Source organism: Candidatus Poriferisodalis sp. (assembly GCF_965208895.1).
In the GTDB taxonomy this organism is placed as follows: domain Bacteria; phylum Actinomycetota; class Acidimicrobiia; order Acidimicrobiales; family Poriferisodalaceae; genus Poriferisodalis.
On record NZ_OZ242363.1, the window covers coordinates 3,292,600 to 3,312,654 of the forward strand.

General features: G+C 63.7%; 12 protein-coding genes. 10 read left to right on the top strand and 2 right to left on the bottom strand.

Annotated elements, in window-relative coordinates; all coding sequences use genetic code 11:
* Positions 1-159 precede the first annotated feature (159 nt).
* Positions 160-660, bottom strand: coding sequence for a hypothetical protein (locus ACOGJB_RS14810; protein ID WP_419837858.1), 501 nt, complete (start codon positions 658-660; stop codon positions 160-162).
* Positions 657-1,268, bottom strand: a complete 612-nt coding sequence (locus ACOGJB_RS14815) for an NAD(P)-dependent oxidoreductase (RefSeq protein ID WP_419837859.1) — start codon at positions 1,266-1,268, stop codon at positions 657-659. The genes ACOGJB_RS14810 and ACOGJB_RS14815 overlap by 4 nt, the downstream gene beginning before the upstream one ends.
* Positions 1,269-1,601: 333 nt before the next feature.
* Here ACOGJB_RS14815 and ACOGJB_RS14820 point away from each other — a divergent pair, with 333 nt between their 5' ends.
* The 10 genes from ACOGJB_RS14820 to ACOGJB_RS14865 all read left to right on the top strand — a co-directional run bounded on the left by ACOGJB_RS14820 (position 1,602) and on the right by ACOGJB_RS14865 (position 20,043).
* Positions 1,602-3,311, top strand: a complete 1,710-nt coding sequence (locus ACOGJB_RS14820; protein WP_419837860.1) for an Eco57I restriction-modification methylase domain-containing protein — start codon at positions 1,602-1,604, stop codon at positions 3,309-3,311.
* Positions 3,311-4,441 (top strand): DNA cytosine methyltransferase, encoded by a 1,131-nt coding sequence (locus ACOGJB_RS14825; protein WP_419837861.1) that lies wholly within the window; start codon positions 3,311-3,313, stop codon positions 4,439-4,441. The genes ACOGJB_RS14820 and ACOGJB_RS14825 overlap by 1 nt, the downstream gene beginning before the upstream one ends.
* Positions 4,438-6,462, top strand: a complete 2,025-nt coding sequence (locus ACOGJB_RS14830) for an ATP-binding protein (protein ID WP_419837862.1) — start codon at positions 4,438-4,440, stop codon at positions 6,460-6,462. Before ACOGJB_RS14825 ends, ACOGJB_RS14830 begins: the two co-directional genes overlap by 4 nt.
* The gene (locus ACOGJB_RS14835) at positions 6,459-10,289 is read left to right on the top strand and encodes a helicase-related protein (RefSeq protein WP_419837863.1); all 3,831 of its coding nucleotides are present in this window, start codon (positions 6,459-6,461) and stop codon (positions 10,287-10,289) included. Before ACOGJB_RS14830 ends, ACOGJB_RS14835 begins: the two co-directional genes overlap by 4 nt.
* Before the next feature lie 17 nt (positions 10,290-10,306).
* A complete protein-coding gene (locus ACOGJB_RS14840) occupies positions 10,307-13,240 on the top strand; it encodes a DUF1156 domain-containing protein (protein ID WP_419837864.1) in 2,934 nt (977 codons plus the stop codon).
* Positions 13,241-13,382: 142 nt separating this feature from the next.
* On the top strand, positions 13,383-13,619 hold the full coding sequence (locus ACOGJB_RS14845; RefSeq protein WP_419837865.1) for a hypothetical protein: 237 nt from the start codon (positions 13,383-13,385) through the stop codon (positions 13,617-13,619).
* Between the two features lie 33 nt (positions 13,620-13,652).
* Positions 13,653-14,561 carry an ABC-three component system protein gene (locus tag ACOGJB_RS14850; RefSeq protein WP_419837866.1) on the top strand — a complete coding sequence of 303 codons (909 nt, stop codon included), beginning with the start codon at positions 13,653-13,655 and terminating at the stop codon, positions 14,559-14,561.
* A complete protein-coding gene (locus ACOGJB_RS14855) occupies positions 14,522-14,803 on the top strand; it encodes an ABC-three component system middle component 6 (RefSeq protein ID WP_419837867.1) in 282 nt (93 codons plus the stop codon). The genes ACOGJB_RS14850 and ACOGJB_RS14855 overlap by 40 nt, the downstream gene beginning before the upstream one ends.
* Positions 14,800-16,569: an ABC-three component system protein gene (locus ACOGJB_RS14860; protein WP_419837868.1), complete on the top strand. Its 1,770-nt coding sequence runs from the start codon at positions 14,800-14,802 to the stop codon at positions 16,567-16,569. The genes ACOGJB_RS14855 and ACOGJB_RS14860 overlap by 4 nt, the downstream gene beginning before the upstream one ends.
* A 12-nt stretch (positions 16,570-16,581) precedes the next feature.
* A complete protein-coding gene (locus ACOGJB_RS14865; RefSeq protein ID WP_419837869.1) occupies positions 16,582-20,043 on the top strand; it encodes a DUF499 domain-containing protein in 3,462 nt (1,153 codons plus the stop codon).
* Positions 20,044-20,055 lie beyond the last annotated feature (12 nt).

Genomic DNA, 20,055 nt, shown 5'->3' on the forward strand with positions numbered 1-20,055 from the left:
AGTCACCACAATTCATGTACAGAATAACGGGCCATTGTTGCCCACATTCACAGGTTGATTCTTGTGCACAATCACGGCGTGGGACGACTTGGCGTCCGCCAGGCGGCGATGGCGGGCTCATTGGCTGGCAAGATCAGCCGAGCGCGCTATTCCGCGGTCTCAGTCAGTGGCGATCTCGGTAATGAGAGCAAGCAGGGCGTCGGAGGTCTCGCGGTCCTGTGCGATGCGGTCGTCGGTTTCGTAGGTGATCTTGCGAGCGATGCGTTTGCCCGCATCGGAGACGGCGGCGATGTGCGCGCGGTCTTCGCCCCGCCGCGGCGGGTCGGTCACCAGCGCAGCCGTGCACGAGATGCCGGCGAGCGGCCACGGCTCGGTGCCCGGCTTGGGCGTCGATACCAGGTGCTGCGCTCGGGCCAGACCGCCGTCGGCCATGGCCAACGCCGCCTCGTCGGAGACGTGCGGCTCCAGTTCCGAGCCCATCAGCTCGTAGAGCGACTTCACCGAATACGGCACAGTGGCCTCGAGGATCGTGCGGGAGCCGCCCGGCACTGTCAGCAGGTCGCTGAGGGCCAGCATCCCGCCCCCGGTCACCGACAACACGATCCGCAGCGGCGAGTCGTGAATGGCCCTGATGGTTGCCAAACGCTCGTCAGGTGTCATGACGTCACCGTGATGGCTTGGCGGCTGTGCGTGCTGTCGTCGAGTTGATCGACGAGGAATCCGGCCAGCGCAGCACGATGGATGCGACTCGTCTTGGAGGTGTTGGACGCGGTGACGGCACGGCGTTCGAGCTTGTCGGACAGCACTGCGGGCCGGACGACGGTCCAGTTCGCCGCGCTGGCACGCACGACTGCCTCTTGAGCCTGATGGTCGGCGAAGACGTTTCGCAGCATGGTCTTGAACATCAGCTTCGAGCTCATCGGAATCTGAGCCCAGCTCTCGCCGACGCCGGCTGCGGACACCACGACGAGGCGGTCGACGCCCTGACCGTCGGCAGCGCCGACGATGTGCTCAGTGCCGCGCCGCAGCGTCGTGCGATCCTTGAGACTCGTGCTGCCGAGGCACACGATGGCGGCGTCGTGACCTGCGACAGCGCTGGCGACGACCTCGGCGTCGAAGACATCGCCCCGTGACAGCGTCAGCCCGGACGCCGCATCGAGCCTGTCCACCGAACGCCCGAATGCCGTCGTTTCATGGCCTCCGTCGAGCGCGCTGCGGACGGCGTGCTGCCCAGTCTTGCCGGTCGCCCCGAAGATGATGACGCGCATAGAGCCCCTTCCGTCGGCCTGGCAGCAACGTCCGCCAGAGCTGCGGCTGATCACGTTACAGACGAGTCCGTCGGCGGCTCATCTTCGAGTCCGTTTCAGCTGCGCCTTGAACGGCGGCGAGGTGCGGCCACCGCCCTTCGCGCCATCAGGTCAGCAGAGCCGGACTTGCGGACGAGGAATCGAGCCGAGGTCCGGGATACGCACCAGAGGCTGGTTGGCGGGCGTCACGCTAGCGAACGGCCGTTGTCACAGCCCTGAGCGAGGATGCAGGGCGATCGACGGGGCGCTTGCCTGTCTCGGTGTCGGAGGAGTGGTATGCGAGCATTCGGAGGGATGGCCGGGACCATGGGCGGGGCTGGGTTCGCCAACGAGGGCGAGGCTGGCGTTGACGATGAGCGGACGCTGTGCGCGGCTGCGTGGATGTTCGTTCGCGGTGGCGCGCTTGCCGAACTGAGCCGAGCCGAAGCGTCACTGGTGCGTGCATCGTCAGAGGCGCTGCCGTCGGGAGCGCTGGAGCGTTTGGAAACGGCGATTCGGGCGGGGGGTGATCCGCTGGGCACTGCCCTCTTGCGGCTGCGCTCTGCCGAACGCCGACGCAGCCAGGGCGCGACGTACACCCCGGCGACGCTGGTGCAGCCGATGTCGGAGTGGCTGGCGAGCTTCGGGCAACCGGGGCGCGTCGTGGACCCCGGTGCTGGCTCCGGACGCTTTCTGTGTGCGGTCGGCCCGCTGCTGCCCGAGGCGGAGCTGGTGGCCGTCGAACTCGATCCGCTCGCTGCGCTGAGCACCCGCGCGAACTTGACGGCTCTCGGTCTCGACAGGCGATCGCAGGTGCATGTTTGCGATTACCGCTCGCTGCGGCTGCCGTCGGCGCGCGGCCCGACGGCGTTCATCGGCAACCCGCCGTATGTGCGACATCACGCCATCGCGTCGGAATGGAAGGACTGGCTTCGCCGCCGCGCCGCCGATCTTGACCTGAAGGCGTCGGCGCTTGCAGGAATGCATGTGTACTTCTTGCTCGCAACGGCGCATCTCGCCCGTGCCGGCGACTACGGCGTGTTCGTCACGTCGTCGGAATGGCTCGACGTCGGCTACGGCCGGCTGGCTCGTGAGCTCGTGGCTGGCCCGCTGGGCGGTCTGTCTGTGCACATCTTGGATGCCCGAACTTCCGCCTTCGCAGATGCAATGACCACGGCGACCGTGACTGCGTTCGAAGTCGGCCAGCAGGAGCGCCCGGTCCGGGTGCGCAAGGTCGCCTCGGCCGACGGTCTGCGGGGCCTGCGCGGCGGCACGCCATTCGGCCGTGCCGTGCTGCGTTCGACGCAGCGCTGGTCTTCGTTGCTTGAGCCGCGAGTTGTCGTGCCGCGAGAGTTCGTGTCGTTGGGGGAGGTATGCCGAGTCCACCGCGGAACTGCCACCGGTGCCAACGCAACGTGGGTGACCGACCAAGACGATCCGTTGCTGCCGGCCTCAGTGTTGCGTGCTGCTGTGACGAAGGCCTCGGAGCTCTTTGCCTTGGATTCAGCCGCTCTCAGCGACCCCAGCGCGCTGCGAGCCGTGATCGACTTGCCGACCGACCTCGACGCTCTCGACGACGAGAGCCGAGCGCTCGTGAATCGATTCTTGGAAGCCGCTCGACGTGCCGGCGTCGCCGACGGCTACATCGCGCGGCACCGCCGCCCGTGGTGGTCGGTGAAGCTGCGTGACCCGGCGCCGATCCTGGCCACCTACATGGCCCGGCGCCCGCCGACGTTCGTGCACAACTTGGCCGAGGCCTGCAACCTCAATGCGGTTCACGGCCTCCACCCAGTCGAGCCGATGTCTCCCGCAGCGCTGTGCCGGCTCGCGAGTGTGCTGCGCGCTCGGGCCAGCCTGACCGGGGGCCGCACCTACGCTGGCGGCCTCGCCAAGTTCGAGCCCAAGGAGATGGAGCAGATCATGGTTCCGCCTCCGTCCTGGCTCGAATCGGACGAGCCGCTGGCATCCTTGGTGCCGAGCGAAGACGTCGTAGGTGGCCGAGCCGCGGCACGAGGGGGCTCCTGATGAACGCGATCGACCGGCAGGCGAACCGGGCCGGCTCGGTGGTGATGGTGCCAAGCTGCGAGGTAGCCGCAGCGTCTTCCGACCGTCGCATTTCCGCGGTCGACGTCTTCTGCGGCGTCGGTGGCCTCTCCTATGGCTTGGCTGCGGCGGGCGTGGATGTCGTGGCGGGCATCGATGTAGACGGGTCTTGTCGATTCCCGTATGAGGCCAACGTGATCGGTGCTCGGTTCATCGAGCGCGACGTTCGCGATGTCACGGCTGAGGAACTGTCCGGCCTGTGGCCCGAGGGCGCAACGAGGCTCTTGGCCGGGTGCGCGCCGTGCCAGCCGTTCTCGTCGTATCGCAAGGGCGTCAGCCCATCGAGCGACGACCGCTGGGTGCTTTTGCGTGAGCTGGGCCGATTGGTCGAAGAGACGCAGCCGGACTTCGTCACCACCGAGAACGTCCCTCGCATCGAAGGCAAGGCAGTGCTCGCAGACTTCGTGCGAATGCTTGAGCGCCTCGGTTACTCGGTGGACAGTGAAGTGTGCAGGTGTACCGACTACGGCCTCGCTCAGAACCGCCGCCGCCTAGTGCTCGTCGCTTCCCGGTTCGGCACTGCCACGGTCCCAGCGGGGGACCTGAGCGGTTGCCCCCCCAAGACCGTCAGGCAGGCGATCGGGGGGCTGCCGCCAATCGAGGCTGGCGGTGCCCATGAAGCCGACCCGGTGCATCGCAGCCGCGGCCTGTCGGCACTCAACCGGCAGCGAATGGCCGCGTCCAAGCCGGGTGGCACGTGGCACGACTGGCCGAAGGAACTGCGGGCGCCGTGCCACCAGCGTGCCAGCGGGGCCGCGTTCAAGAACGTCTACGCCCGGATGCGCTGGGACCAGCCGTCGCCGACAATCACGACCTACTTTCACAACTTCGGAGCCGGCCGCTTTGGTCACCCCGAACAGCATCGCACCATCTCCCTGCGAGAGGCCGCCATTCTTCAAGGATTCCCCGAGGACTACCAATTCGCGCCGGAGGGCGATCCCGCGCCCCTGGCGACACTAGGCCGACACATCGGCAACGCCGTCCCCCCGCCACTCGGGAAGGCGATCGGCCACAGCCTGCTCAGCACACTGACCGGAGTAGACGCTCCATGACAGAACAATCGCCGTTCACCATGACCATCGACATGGGCGCCCTTGAGGCACTCGGAATCAAGCTGTACAGCAATGCAGCCGCGGTTCTGACCGAATTGGTTGCAAACGCCTATGACGCTGACGCGACGCTCGTACAGATCAGTTGGAATGTGAACGAATCCAGCGTCGTTGTGTCGGACAACGGCACAGGGATGACTCAACAAGAACTCGACAAGCGATTCCTAGTTACCGGCTATCAGAAGCGGGTTGTCGAAGGTCCGCACTCCAAGAGGTGGAAGCGTCCGTTTATGGGCCGCAAGGGCATCGGCAAGCTGAGCGTGTTCTCTATTGCGGATGAAGTATTCATCTATACGACCAAGAATGGCGAGAGCACTGGCTGCAGGATCGTAGCTGCCGACCTAAAGCAGCGAATCGCATCACGTCGAGACTACCACCCAGACAAGGTTGAAGTTCCCGAAGACTATTCTGGCGCGGGCACAACGATTATCTTGAATCGTCTCACCAGCAAGCGTGTGTCGCTGACTGCGGCTGCCCTTCGCAAACGGCTTGCCCGACGGTTCGACGTCCTCGACCAGACACCGCTGGAACAAGGTGGCTTCAGAATCGAGATCGATGGGGAGCCGCTGACATTCGAAGACCGACAAGACTTGAGGCGGCTTGAGTTTCTGTGGGAATTTGGCGAGGAGCGTTTGCCCGCCGAGGCCTTGCCAGCTGGAGTCAAGAGGTACGTTCTTGACGAATACAAGGTCGGAGCTCGCGACGACTGGGAAGTGCGCGGCTGGATCGGCACCGCCCGAACGCCGTCGGACTTGGCCGACGACGGCGAAGGAGGATCGCTCAAGAACATCATGGTGCTCGCCCGCAAGCGCCCGATCCACGAAGGAATCATCGACAAACTCGATTTCTCGCGAGTGTTCGGCAACTATGTCACGGGCCAGATCGAGGCTGACTTTCTCGACGACGATGACGAAGACGACATCGCCACCAGCGATCGTCAGCGCTTGATCGAAGACGACCCGCGTGTACAAGGCCTACATAAGTTCCTGCGAGAGGCGTTCAAGAAAGCGTCGAGCCAATGGAATGAAGAGAGGCCCAGACGCAAAGCGCATGACGCTTTCGAAGAATATCCCTTGCTGAAGGAATGGCACGATGAGTTGCCCCCGTGGCAACGGCCTGCGGCACACAAGATCATTTCGACCGTCGCGGCGCTGCCGATGGATGCAGAGCACGAACAGACGCGACGAGCCTCGCTGTACAGGCACGGTGTGCTCGCATTTGCGCGAATCGGCGTACGCGAGAACATTCAGCAACTCGACAAACTGGCTACGGTTGATGCCGAAGAATTGCTCAGACTCTTAGGCGCTCAAGGCGAATATGAAGCGAGCCTATGGGTGGACATCCTCAAAGGCCGCATCGAGTCGATTCAACAGCTTGAGCGGCTTATCGACAGCAATGGACTCGAGAGAGCTGTGGAGCTGCACCTATTCGAAAATCTCTATCTGCTCGATCCTGCGTGGGAACGTGCGACTGAGGATTCAGATATGGAGAAAGATCTGCGAAGAATCGATCCCGATATCTTGGCAACCGACGCTGATGGCAACGAAATCAAGGGGCGCATGGATATCTATTACCGGAAGTCTTCCGGTTCATCTCATGTCATTGTCGAACTCAAGCGCAGCAAGCGGAGCCCCACAGTTGAAGAACTCAAGGTGCAGGGCCAGAAGTACTACAACGGCCTGAAGTCAATCCTTAGCGGTCAGCGTCGCGACGAGGAGAAGATCGATGTCGTATTCGTACTGGGGTCGCCGCCGCGAGTGGTCAACAGTCACACCTTCCAAGATGACTCAAGCTATGTTGAGAACGAGTTCAGGTCATTTAACGGGCGGTTTGTTCTGTACGAAGAACTCATTGCCAACGCTCGTGACCAGTACCGCGCGTATCTCGACAAGAGTGATGAAGCCAATCGTTTGGAGAAGCTGCTGCTCTCGCTCGATGCCGACGCCGATGCCCTATCTGAATGAGCGGCCTCATCCCGGATAGCGGTCATTCATCGGTAGACCGCGGCACTTCGATGTCGGTTGACGGGAATGCCGCATCCGAGTCCATGGTCGTGCAACTGGAGGACATTGGCGCGGGTGCGCGGGTGCTTGGGGTGGAGCCGGGCGGTGCTGTCACGGCGGTGGCGGTGCAGTGGCATGGCAGCCAGGCGATCACGCTGACGTATCGGCGGGCGGATGGGTCGTTGGGCGAGCGGGTGCTGTTCCGCTCTGACGAAGCGGGGCTACGTCTCCAGGGCGATGACGCCGCCGGCTCGTTCACCTTCGACGGCGACGGTCGGCTGTTTCGGCTGGCGGCCGAGGCTCGGCGTATTCGCTTGGCGCATCTGTTCGACCCGTACCTAGCGTTGGACGCCAGCCGGGTGCGGCCCTTGCCGCATCAGATCGAAGCCGTGTACGGCCACATGCTGCCTCGCCAGCCGCTGCGTTTTCTGCTCGCCGACGACCCCGGCGCGGGCAAGACCGTCATGGCCGGCCTCTACATGAAGGAACTGATGCTGCGCGGGGCGCTTGAGCGAGCGCTGGTGGTGGTGCCCGGCAACCTGACGGCACAGTGGCAGGAGGAACTGCGCGACAAGTTCGACTTGCACTTCGACATCGTTACCAAGGATGATCTCGACGCCATTGGCAGCGTCGACGTCTTCGAGCGCAAGCGGCTGCTGATCGCTCGCGTCGATCAGATCGCGCGTCGCCGCGAGGAACTCGAACCGCACCTGCGCCGGGCCGAATGGGACTTGGTGGTCGTCGACGAAGCGCACCGCATGGCTGCCCATTTCTGGGGCGACGAAGTCCGCAAGACGCTGCGCTACCAGCTCGGCGAACTGCTGGGCGCGACCACCCAGCACCTGCTGCTGATGACCGCCACACCGCACAACGGCAAGGAAGAAGACTTCCAGCTGTTCTGCGCGCTGCTCGACAGCGACCAGTTCGCGGGCCGCTTCCGCGACGGCGTTCATGCGTCAGACCCGTCCGCCTTCATGCGCCGCATGACCAAGGAGCGGCTGCTCACCTTCGAGGGGCGCCCGTTGTTCCCCGAGCGCCGCTCGTCGACGGTGCGGTACCACCTGTCCGATTCTGAGATGGCGCTGTACGACGAGGTGACCTCGTACGTGCGCGAGCAGATGAACGCCGCCGACAGAATCCGCGACGACGGCGACGGTCGCCGCGGCAACACGGTCGGCTTCGCATTGACCGTGCTCCAGCGGCGGCTGGCATCCTCGCCCGAGGCCATCTACCAGTCGCTGCGACGGCGGCGCCTTCGGTTGCAGAACCGCGTCGCGGAAGAGCGCCAAGCCGCTCGGGCTGCTCGCCTGGGGATGTCGGGCCGCCAGATGCGGCTGTCACGATTGCTTGCGGCCGACGGCGACGACAGCACGGCCGTCGACTACGACGCGTACGACGAACTCGACGAAGACGAGCAGTCCGAGATTGACGCCGAAGTGGTCGATGCAGCCACTGCCGCCGCCACGATCGCCGAGCTCGAGTCAGAGATCGAAACGCTCACGAGCTTGGAGCAGCTCGCCTTCGCGTTGCGTGCCGACGGCACCGACACGAAGTGGACGCAACTGTCCAGCACGCTCAGCGACGCCCCGGAGATGCACACTCGATCGGGAGACCGCCGCAAGCTGATCGTGTTCACCGAGCACCGCGACACGCTCAACTATCTCGTCGATCGGCTGCGCACCTTCCTGGGCTCCGACAAGGCGGTGGTGTTCATCTCGGGGAGCACCGGGCGCGACGAGCGTCGCCGCATCCAGCACAGCTTCACCCAGGACCCCGCAGTCGAGGTGCTGGTGGCCACCGATGCGGCCGGCGAGGGAATCAACCTGCAACAAGCGCACCTGGTGGTCAACTACGACCTGCCGTGGAACCCGAACCGCATCGAGCAGCGATTCGGACGCGTTCATCGCATCGGCCAGACCGAGGTGTGCCACATGTGGAACCTCGTCGCCGACGAGACACGCGAGGCACAGGTGTACGTCCGCCTGCTGGAGAAAATCGAGCAGATGCGTGAGACCTTCGACGGTCAGGTGTACGACGTGCTGGGCGAAGTGCTCTCAGGCCGCGAGCTGCGCGGACTGCTGCTGGAAGCCATCCGCTACGGCGACCGGCCCGAGGTCCGCCGTCGTCTCGACGACGTGATCGACGCCGAAGTGCCGGCCCGCATGGCCGCAGCCATCTCCGACCCAGTGCTCGCATCGGACGTCATCGGCTATTCCGAGGTGGACCGCATGCGCCAAGACATGGACGAGGCGGCGTTGCGCCGAATCCAGCCGCACTACGTCCAAGCCTTCTTCGAAGCCGCGCTGGGCGACCTGGGCGGCACGATGCGCGAGGTCGAGCCGGGCAGGTTCCGGATCGCACGCGTGCCGTTGGCTGTGCGGCAAAGGAGCCGTGCGGTGGCCGCTCCCGGTGCCCCCGCAGTGCTCGAGCGCTACACGCGCGTCACCTTCGACAAGGACCTGACTGAGCGTCGGGGCGCGCCCGACGCCGACCTGCTGGCGCCCGGCCATCCGCTGCTCGACGCCGTGGTCGACCTGACGCTCGAACGACACCGCGACCAGATCCGACGCGGAGCAGTGCTCGTCGATGACGCAGACCTCGGCACCGAGCCCCGGGTGATGGTGATGCTCGAGCACGAAGTGGCCGATGCCCGCCCCAGCGCCGCAGCCCCGCACACGGTGGTGAGCCGACGCTTCGAGTTCGTGGAACTGCCCGCCGTCGGCGAGCCGTCGGTGAGCTCGCACGCCCGCTACCTCGACTATCGCCCGGCGCTCGACGCAGAGAAGGACGCCGTCGGCCATCTGTTGGCCCAGCAGCAAGCCGACGGACGCGCCGCAGAGACACTCGGCATGGACCACGCCATCAACGTTTCGGCGCCAGAGCATCTCGCGGCGGTGCGCGCTCGAACAGACGCCAGAGTGCAGCGCACCCGCGAGGCGGTCTACCGCCGGTTGACGAAGGAGATCAATCATTGGGACAACCGGGCCGCGCAGCTGCAGCTTGATGTGGATGCCGGCCGGGTACCCAAGATGAACGCCGACTCCGCCCGAAGGCGGGCCGATGAGTACGCAGCCCGCCTCAAGGAACGGCTGGCTGCGTTGGAGCAGGAACGAGCCGTCAGCGCGTTGCCGCCGCGGGTGGCGGGGGGAGCGTTCGTGGTGCCCGCCGGCCTGCTCGCGGAACTCCTGTCTGCGGCGGGTGTGGCAGCGCCGCAGGCGGTCGGCGATGTGCTGTCGAAACGAGAGACCGAACGCCGAGCCATCGAGGCAGTGCTGGCTGCCGAACAGGCTGCAGGATGGGAAGCCGTCGACATGAACGACGAGCGTCCCAACCATCCCGGCTTCGACATCCGGTCGAGCTGTGCCGAAGGCACGGTGACCAGCTTCCGCTACTTGGAAGTGAAGGGCAGGGTGGCCGGCGCAGCCACGGTCACTGTCAGCCGCAATGAGATCCTCACCAGTCTCAACGAACCCGACCGCTGGGTTCTCGCGCTCGTCGAGGTGGCGCCAGATGGCAACGCAGACAACGACCGGGTGCGCTACGTGCCGGGTCCGCTCGAAGTGGGCTCCGAAGACCACCTCTTTGAGGTCACCAGCGTCAACTTCAACTGGGCCTCGCTATGGGCACGCGGCGTGACGCCAAGCGAATTCCGGCCGGTGGTGGGTGATGCAGAGGCAGGCGAGGCAGCAGCCGGGACTGGGGAAACCGCGGAGGTCGCCACCGAGGCCGAGGATGCAGCGAAGTCCGGTGCCGCCGGGAGCCACGCCGCTGCGCGGAACAGCCGATGACTCAACGAGATGAATCAATGCAGATGACCAAGAAGCTCATCGAGGTCGCGTTGCCGCTCGACGAGATCAACACGGCTTCGGCCCGCGAGAAGTCGATCCGTCATGGTCATCCTTCCACGCTGCACCTGTGGTGGGCCCGGCGACCGTTGGCGGCGTGCCGGGCCGTGCTGTTCGCGCAGCTGGTCGATGACCCCTCCGCGCATCCCGACCGGTACCCCACCGCGGAAGCCCAGGACGAGCGACGTCGGGAACTGTTCAAGATCATCGACGACCTCGTGCAGTGGAAGAACACGAACAACGAGACGGTGCTGGACCGGGCCCGGGCAGAGATCGCTGCGTCGTGCGGCGGAGCACTGCCCGCAGTGATGGACCCATTCGCCGGCGGAGGCAGCATCCCGCTTGAAGCGCAGCGCCTTGGCTTGACAGCGCATGCGAGCGACCTGAACCCCGTCGCGGTCCTCATCAACAAAGCGCTCGTGGAGATACCGCCTGTCTTTGCCGGACGCGTCCCGATCAGCGAACGGCTGGTGTCGTCATCGCCAAATTCGACGGGCGATGCAGCAGCCCCGACGCCACGCGGGCCGGTCGGCCCAGAGCGGGGAGCGGATGGCGACCCAGCCGACACGGCGACTTCTGAGCACTTCCGCGTGTTGGCCGAAGCCGGCCCGACCGCCGCGACCCATTCAACAGCCCGGTCTGCGGCGCAAACCCGCCCGACGCTCGGGTTCGAACGCGACTGGCCGGGGGCGACAGGCCTGGCCGCAGACGTGCGCTACTACGGCGGGGTGCTGCGCGACATCGCGCACGAGCGCGTCGGCGGCCTGTATCCGGCTGTGGGCATTCCGGGCGACGAGTCGGCGACCGTCATCGCTTGGCTGTGGGCACGCACGGTGCCGTGCCCCAACCCCGCCTGCGGTGCCACGATGCCGCTGCTCAACTCGTTCGCGCTGTCGAGGCGCCGCAACCGCGAGGCGTGGCTGGCGCCAGAGGTGACCAACGCCACCGGGCAAGTGCGATTCGTAGTCCGTCATGGCGCCGGCTGTCCGAAGCAGGGAACCGTGACCCGCCGCGGGGCGACCTGCTTGGTCTGCGACACGACAGTGCCGCTCAGCGAAGTGAGAGCCCAGGCTCAGGCAGGCGGGCTCGGCTCACAGCTCGTGTGCGTGGTGGCCGAAGGCGAGCGCGGCCGTGCGTACGTGGCGGCCACCGACGCTCAGGTCAAAGCGTCGCAGGTGCCAGTTCCCGACGATGCGCCCTTGGGCAGCCTTCCGGCCAAGGCGCTCGGGTTCCGCATCCAACAATATGGGCTGACTGAATGGGCTGACCTGTTCACGGCACGCCAGCTGACCACGCTGTGCGCCTTCACCGAAGCGCTTCCCCAGGTGCGCGAGCAAGTGGCGGGTGAGGCAGCAGCAGCGGGATTCGGAGACGACCCGCGGCGATTGAACGAGGGCGGCCTTGGTGCGGTCGCATACGCCGATGCGGTCACTCACTACCTGGCGCTGTCCATCGGCCGTCTTGCCAACCGCACGTCCTCGCAGTGCTTCTGGGACCCTGGCGGCCAGAAAATCCAGCAAGTTTTCGCGCGGCCCGCGTTGCCCATGATCTGGGTTTACGCCGAAGGCAACCCCTTTTCGACGTCATCGGGCAACTTCTTGGGCCAGCTCGACTACTTGGTCGAGGTGATGCGCCGGTTGCCGGCCTCACGCGCCGGCACTGGCACCCAACAAGACGCCCGCACGGCCGTCGCAGACGAGACAGCCGTAATGGTCTGCACCGATCCGCCGTACTACGACAACATCCCCTACGCCGACCTGTCCGACTTCTTCTACATCTGGCTTCGTCGCTGCCTCGCTGATGTCTGGCCGGGCCTGTTCGGCACGCTCAAGGTGCCCAAGGAACCTGAACTGATTGCCGAGCCGGCCCGTCACGACGGTTGGGACGCAGCAGCGGCTTTCTTCGAACGCGGTCTGCGGGATGCATTCGGCTCGATGGCGGACGCGCACGACGACCGCTTCCCGTGGACGATCTTCTACGCCTTCAAGCAGTCGGAGACCGATGCGTCGGGCACCGCGTCGACGGGCTGGGAAACCATGCTCGAAGGGCTGCTTGAGAGCGGTGCCACGATTGTGCGGACTTGGCCGATCCGCACCGAACAGTCATATGGCCTGCGCGAAGTGGGCCGGGCGGCGCTGGCCTCGTCGATCATCTTGGTTTGCCGCCGCCGCCCAGCCGATGCGCCAGTGGTGAGCCGCCGTGATTTCCTGATGACGCTGCGCCGGGAACTGCCCGAAGCGCTGCGCGAACTGCAAGCGGGAAACATTGCCCCCGTCGATCTCGCGCAGTCGTCGATCGGGCCCGGCATGGCGGTGTTCTCTCGCTACAGCCGGGTGGTGGAGCCCGACGGCAGCTCGATGACGGTGCGTGACGCGCTCGCTGAGATCAACCGGGCGCTCGACGCCGTGCTCGAAGAACACGAGGGCGACCTCGACGCCGACACTCGCTGGGCGCTCGCCTGGTACGCGCAGCACGGCCACAGCATCGGCCCGGCGGGCGAGGCCGACACGCTGTGCAAAGCCAAGAACACGTCCATCGGCGGGCTGGTGGAGGCAGGCATCTTGTGGCAGCAGGGCAACGAATGCCGTCTGCTGGAAGCGGACGAGCTTGACGAGCAGTGGCACCCGGTGACCGACAAACGCCGAACCGTGTGGGAAACCACGCTGCACTTGCGCCGTGCCCTGATGAGCGGCGGCGAGCAGGCCGCCGCCGCACTGCTGCAAGCAGCTGGCGCCAGCGACGACGCACCCCGCGATCTGGCCTACCGCCTCTTCCACATCTGCGAGCGCACCGGCACCGGGTCCGAAGCGCTCGCCTACAACGCCCTCGTCACCTCCTGGCCCGACCTCGCCCGCCAAGCCCAGTCTTCCGATCTCACCCTCGCCCTGCGCTGACCCCGCACGGATTGCTCGGGCCACGGATTCGCCTATCGGCGGAGCCTGTAACAGCCTCCCCCTACGATGGACACCAGACGCTGCTGGGACTCGCTCACGAGGCCCGGTACGCCATCGAGATCCACCACAAGGAGCCACCGCGATGAGCTACGAACCACCTTTCATTCCCGCGTCCCGCCGTGGCGAGGCTTCCCTGCATGACCGCATCGCACGCGCCCGCACGGCCCGTGAGGGCGCTGCGGAGCGCATCCGCAAGCGCAACCTCGAGAAGGAGTTCGACGAACGTCGACCTCGGAGGGGTGAGCCTTGGCGAGCCGGCAAGTGGCATGCCAACGGCGGCCAAATCGCTCTCCCCATGGACCGCCCTCGTGTCCTCTAAGGTGACCACTCCTGTCTTCTCGAGGTCGGTGCCGTGAACGCGGAGCGGGTCTGGTGGCGCCAGAAGTTCGAACTTAAGTTCGTTCGCCAGCGAGGCTCCGCATTCGAAAGCTTCATTCAACAGCTATTTGAACTGGCATTTCCAGGTGATTACACGCAAGTAGCTCCTGCGGGCGCTCTAGGCGACCGGAAGTGCGATGGCCTCTTGCCATCACAAGACCGCCTGTTTCAGATTTACGCTCCGGCGCGATTCGACAAGCGCGACGCTATGCGCAAGTTGACAGGTGACTTCGATGGGGCTGTAAGTCACTGGGGCAATCGTTTCTCGACTTGGACGCTGGTCCATAACGTCCGCGACGGGCTGCCCACCTATGTGCATGATTTCCTGCACGATAGGACACAGTCTGAACTGTCGAAGCACATGTGTGAGGAATGGGGATTCAGCAAACTCGTTAGTTTGACGATGGACTTGTCAGACGATGACTTGACGCATCTTCTGGGACCGCCGCTCAAGCTTGAGGATTTCTTGGAAGTCGAAGTCAAGGACATCGTTCCGCTGTTACGTGAAGTTGAATCTGTGGACCTGTCTGACGTGCGAGAGATACAACCGGTGGCAGAAAACAAGCTTGAACGAAACGGACTGAGTATCGCGCTTCAGGACGGGATTCGATATGCAATGCGTCGCACTGATCAGGTCCAACGCTACTTCGATAGCCAGAAGGCTCGCCCCACGTACCGAGATAACCTCGCTCTACAATTCACCTCCAAGTACCGAAGACTTGTAGAAGAAGGCTATGAATCCGATGCCATTATCGACTCATTCGTCGCATGGATCCTGCCTTCCACGTATCAAACTACGCTACATGCAGCGGCTATGGTCGTGATTGCCTTCTTCTTTGAGCAATGCGACATTTTCGAGAACCCCGAGGAGACAGACCTTTGATAGTTCCGACCAAGGGAATTCATCCTGACCGTGCGATGATCACGATTGGCAGCGAGATTATCGACATACTACAAGAACCGATGACTGTTTCGGCCCTGTGGTCGAATCTCCAAGAACGACGAGCTGTTGGTAGCACAAGGGAGGTCGGCTTTGATTGGTTTATCTTGACGCTTGATTTGCTGTATGCGCTCGGCGCGATAACGCTCGACAGCTACAACTTCTTGTCGAGGAGGTCTCGATGATTCGTTCCGTTGTGAGCAGCGATGAGCGCTTCAAGCATTTGAAATTTGAGGCCGGCCTTAATGTGATACGTGCCGAACGTACTCTTGAAGCTACAGAGCATCAAACGCGCAACGGATCAGGTAAATCGAGTCTCATCCGCCTGTTACATTTTATTTTGGGTGGCAATGCGCCAGGCACATCTGTGTTCCGGCGTGAGTCGTTGCGTTCAAGCATGTTCTCTGCAGAGCTAGAAGTCGACAACGATACAGTTTGGGTGTCTCGCACAGGCGCGAGACCAAACAAGCTGTATGTGTCCCCGAGCGAACCTGATATTGCTCACTCCGAAGGGTTAGATAGAGATGACTATAAATCGGTCCTGGGATCAGACTGTGAAGAGCTAAGTCTCGAGCAATGGAAACAGCGCCTCAGTCGTTCATGGTTCCGGATCGACTGCGATGCACCGACATATTCGCCAACAATGCGTTCACTGCTGTCTTATCTTATTCGGCGGGAGCATGATGATGGATTTCAGCGAGCTTTTGATCACTCGAGAATGCAGCAGCCGTGGGATCGCCAAGTTTGCATATCGTATTTCTTGGATCTCGATTGGTCAATCTCCCGTGAGATACAGCTAGTTCGTAAACAGGAGCAGGAACTAAAGGCGCTCCAAAGGGCAGCAAGCAGCGCGGAATTCGGAAGTGTCCTCGGCCGCTCCGCGGACCTGCGTTCTGAACTTATAGTCGCACGGGACCGCGTTCAGCGCATGCACGCGGCAGTTACACAATACCAAGTTCTCGACGAATATGCGAGTCTAGTAGCCGAAGCGGACCAACTCACCACCCGGCTCCGCGATATTCGGGGTGAAGACACAATCGACCGTGATCTCATTCGCCAAATGGAAGAGCTATTACTTGAAGAACAGCCTCCCGATGTTGAACAGCTCGGACGCCTCTGGAAACAAGTCAAAGTGGTACTTCCCAAACTCGTATACGAGACTTACGAATCGGTATATGAGTTCCACAACTCAGTGCTGCGGAACCGCCGGCTCTATTTGCAGCGCGAAACCGAACTTGCTCGTGAACGGATTGCGACTCGGCAAGTTGAAACGGCAGATCTGGAGAACCGTAGGTCTGAACTCATGCGCATTCTTGATTCGGGCGGAGCTCTTGAGGAATATGCCGCGCTTCAGGCCGAAGTTTCTAACGCGCAAGCACAAGTCAAGCAACTACAAGAGCGGTATGAGCTCGCTCAAAATATTGAAGGAGGTAAGGCGCGGCTTGCCAACCGTCGCGCCGAGTTAGCGGTCCGGCTAAACGGTGACTATAACGATCGCCGCGAACGATTGGATCGAGCGATTACTCGGTTTGAAGCGTTTTCGAGTGAGCTATATGAAGAACGACACGGCTATCTCGTAGTTGATGCTACATCAAATGGTCCGACATTTGAGGTCAAGATCGCGGGGAAGGAAAGCGCTGGTATCCATAATATGCAGATACTCTGCTTTGATTTCGTTGTGGCAACATTGCTCCGAGAGCGTGAAGTCGGGCCGGGGTTCTTGGTACACGACAGCCACATTTTTGACGGCGTTGACGAGCGTCAAATTGCCGCTTCTCTGCATCTGGGTGCGCGATTGGCGGAGGAATATGAATTTCAGTACATTGTGACGCTAAATAGCGATATGATTCCCGACTTTCCGAGCGGTTTTGATTTCGGTTCATACGTCAACGATGTCAGCCTGACCGATGCTATCGATACCGGTGGTCTGTTTGGTTTCCGGTTCGACTAAGGAGCTTCGCGAATGGCAGAGATGAGCAATCGGGCGCGAGTGGGGGAGGCGTTCGAGACTCTCGCGCGATGCCTCGGGCCATTCGTCGAGCGGCACATGTCGCAAGGGCAAGGCGGCGGTGCGGACTGGGCGGCTCGGTTCGCGGCGACGGCGCGGCCAGCGATCTCGGAGTTCTCGACTGAGGATCCGGCGTTTCTGCTGCGGGTCATAGCCGACTGCTGGCGAGGCACGTTCGAGCGACAGTTGCCGCGGAGCGCACGCAACATCGTGTTCGCACTGCGGGACAAGCGGAACGACTGGGCGCACAACAAGCGATTTCGCATGCACGACACGCAGTACACGCTGAGCGCGATGGTGACCCTCATCGAGGCGGTGGCACCTCAGGAAGCAGCGGCGGTGGAGGCATCGTTGCAAGAACTCAACCGAGTCGAGTACGAGCGCGCCCAAGACTCCGAGCCCGGCCGGGCACCCAGCGCCGTGTTCAACGTTGTGGACGCGGCGCCGCGGGGTCTGGCGCCGTGGCGCGAGGTCATCCACCCGCACGACGACATCCATTCCGGGCAGTTCACCGTTGCAGAGTTCGCGGCCGACCTTGAAATGGTCCGCCTGGGGCTGGGCAGCGACGAGTATTCCGACGCACGCCGCTTCTTCGAGCGCACGTACCTGACGGTCGGACTGCGCGAGCTGCTGACGTTGGCGATCAAGCGCGTCACGGGTCGGGGCGGGCAGCCGGTGATCAGCTGTCAGACCAACTTCGGCGGCGGCAAGACGCACAGCCTCATCGCCTTGTACCACCTGATGTCGGGCATCCATCCTGCCCAGATGTCGCCCGAGCTCGCCGAACTCGTCCGCGAGGCAGGCGTCGACGAGATGCCGCAGGTGAATCGCGCCGTCGTGGTGGGCAACCAATTCGGTGCCGGCGAAGTGCATCGCAAGCCGGATGGCACCGAGGTCAACACCATCTGGGGCGAGATTGCCTGGCAGCTCGGCGGCCGGGCGGCCTACGACTTGCTTGCCGACAGCGACCGCAACCGGGTCAACCCCGGCGACGCCATTCGCGATGTGCTCACGGTGTGCTCTCCCTGTCTGGTCCTCATCGACGAGTGGGTTGCGCATGCCCGCGAGCTCTACGAGCGCACCGACTTGCCCGGCGGCAGCTTCGACTCGCAGTTCAGCTTCGCTCAGACGCTCTCCGAAGCGGCCAAGGCGACCGACGGCGTGCTGGTGGTGGTGTCCATTCCCGCCTCCGAGGAAGCGGACGCCGACGACGAGAACTTCGGCGTGTCCAGCTTGGAGATCGGCGGCACTGCCGGTCGGGAAGCACTGCGACGGCTGACGAACGTCACGAACCGGCTTGCGGAGACATGGCAGCCGGCAAGCGGGGACGAAAGCTACGAGATCGTGCGACGCCGGCTGTTCGAGCCGCTCAGCGAAGAGGCCCTCGAGCACCGCGATGCAACAGCGGAAGCCTTCGGGCAGTTGTACCGGTCGCGCCGCAGTGACTTTCCCGCGGAGTGCTCCGAGATCGCCTATGTCGAGCGGATCAAGGCGGCCTACCCGATTCATCCGGAGGTCTTCGATCGGCTGTATCAGGACTGGTCGGCAATCGACCGGTTCCAGCGAACCCGCGGTGTGCTGCGACTGATGGCGGCGACCATCGATTCGCTCTGGGCCAGCGACGACAAGTCGCCCCTGATTCTTCCGTGCTCCATCCCGCTCGGCGACGACCGTGTGGTCAACGAACTTGCAGGCCGGTTGACCGACTACTGGCACCCCGTCATCTCCTCCGACGTCGACGGGCACGATTCGCATGCGACACAGATTGACCGCGGCACGCCTCACCTCGGTGCGTTGCATGCCACCCGCAGGGTCGCCCGCACGATCTTCGTAGGAGCGACGCCTCGGGTGGGCAGCGCCAACCAAGGACTCGACGTGCGGCGAGTACGTCTTGGTTCCACGTTCGCGGGCGATCCGTCGGGGCCCTTCTCGGACGCGCTGAGCCGCATTGCCTCGGAGGCGCCGTACCTCTACGTCGACCGCGACCGGTATTGGTTCGATCGGCAGCAGAACGTCACGCGCACCGCACGAGACGAGATTCAGAACCTGTTGGACGGCGAACGACACGAGATTCAGGCCGAGATCGTCCGCCGACTGCGCGACGGTGCCGCACGCGGAGCGCGCAACAGTCCATTCGCAGGTCTGCACATCGCGCCTGCTGGTCCCGCAGACGTGGCCGACGAACCTCGTGCGCGGCTGGTGATCTTGGAGCCGAGTGCTCCCTTGACGGTGAACTCGGAGGACTCTCCCGCGCTGGCGTCTGCTCGGGAGATCCTCGACCTGCGGGGAGCGGGTCCGCGGCAGTACCGCAACATGCTGGTGTTTGCGGCAGCGGAACAGCGGGCGGTGGAGGGATTGGAGCAAGCGGCGGCCGAGTTCTTGGCGTGGGACGGCATCTGCGATCGAGACGAGGTACTCAATCTCGACGCACAGCAGAAGAACTTGGCTAAGACGCAGCGTGACCGAGCCGATCACGCGGCGGATCTGCGCGTGGTCGAGGCATACCGCTATGTGCTGGTGCCGCAGCAGCGAGAACCGCGGGACGCCGTCGAGTTCGAGACGGTGAAGATCGATGCCGACCGCGCCGATCGTGGGGCGGGCAGCGGGTCTGTTCGGGCGGGCGATTTCGGCAGTCCAGCGGCGCCCGCAGCGAGCATTGCCGAGCGGGCAGGCCGACGGCTGCTGAACGACGGCACGCTGGCCGTTCAGTTCCCGGCGGTAATCCTGCGACAGCAGCTCGATAGCGTGCTGGCGTCGCGCTCGGCCGACGGACACGTTCCGGTGTCTGTGCTTTGGGAGGACATGGCGCGATACGTCTATCTGCCGCGGCTGCGGGACCAAGACGTGCTGCTGGCCACGGTCTCATCCGGGCCAGAGGGCATCATGTGGCGCACCGAGGGCTTCGGCGTTGCGGTGGCCTACGACGATGCGGCAGATCGGTATGTCGGCCTGAGCACGCCGGGCGAGCCGGCAAGCGCGATCTCGCCTTCGACGCTCGTGGTTCGGGCAGACCTCCTCGAAGCGCAATACGAGCGTGACCTGAGGGAGGCCGATGCCGGGTCCGACGACGCCGATGCCGAGCCGACGGTGCCGATTGGTGGCGGCGATTCCGACGGAGGTGCGGCTGAGGACGATCAATCGGGCGGGTCGCGAGGCAGGGGTGAAGACACACAGCGCGAGCTTCGGGTGTTCCGGGGCTCGGTCAAGCTGGACGATTCTCGACCGACGCAGTCCTTCACCAGGCTCAGTGACGGCGTGCTGACACGAGTGCTCGGCCACCCTGACGCAACGGTTGACATTCGAGTCGAGATCGAAGTACGCAACCCAGCCGGATTCGATACAGACGTGATTCGCAACGTCGACGAGAACACGCGCGAACTCAATTTCGACGAAGGCACCGGCTTCACACCCGACTGACACTGACCGGCA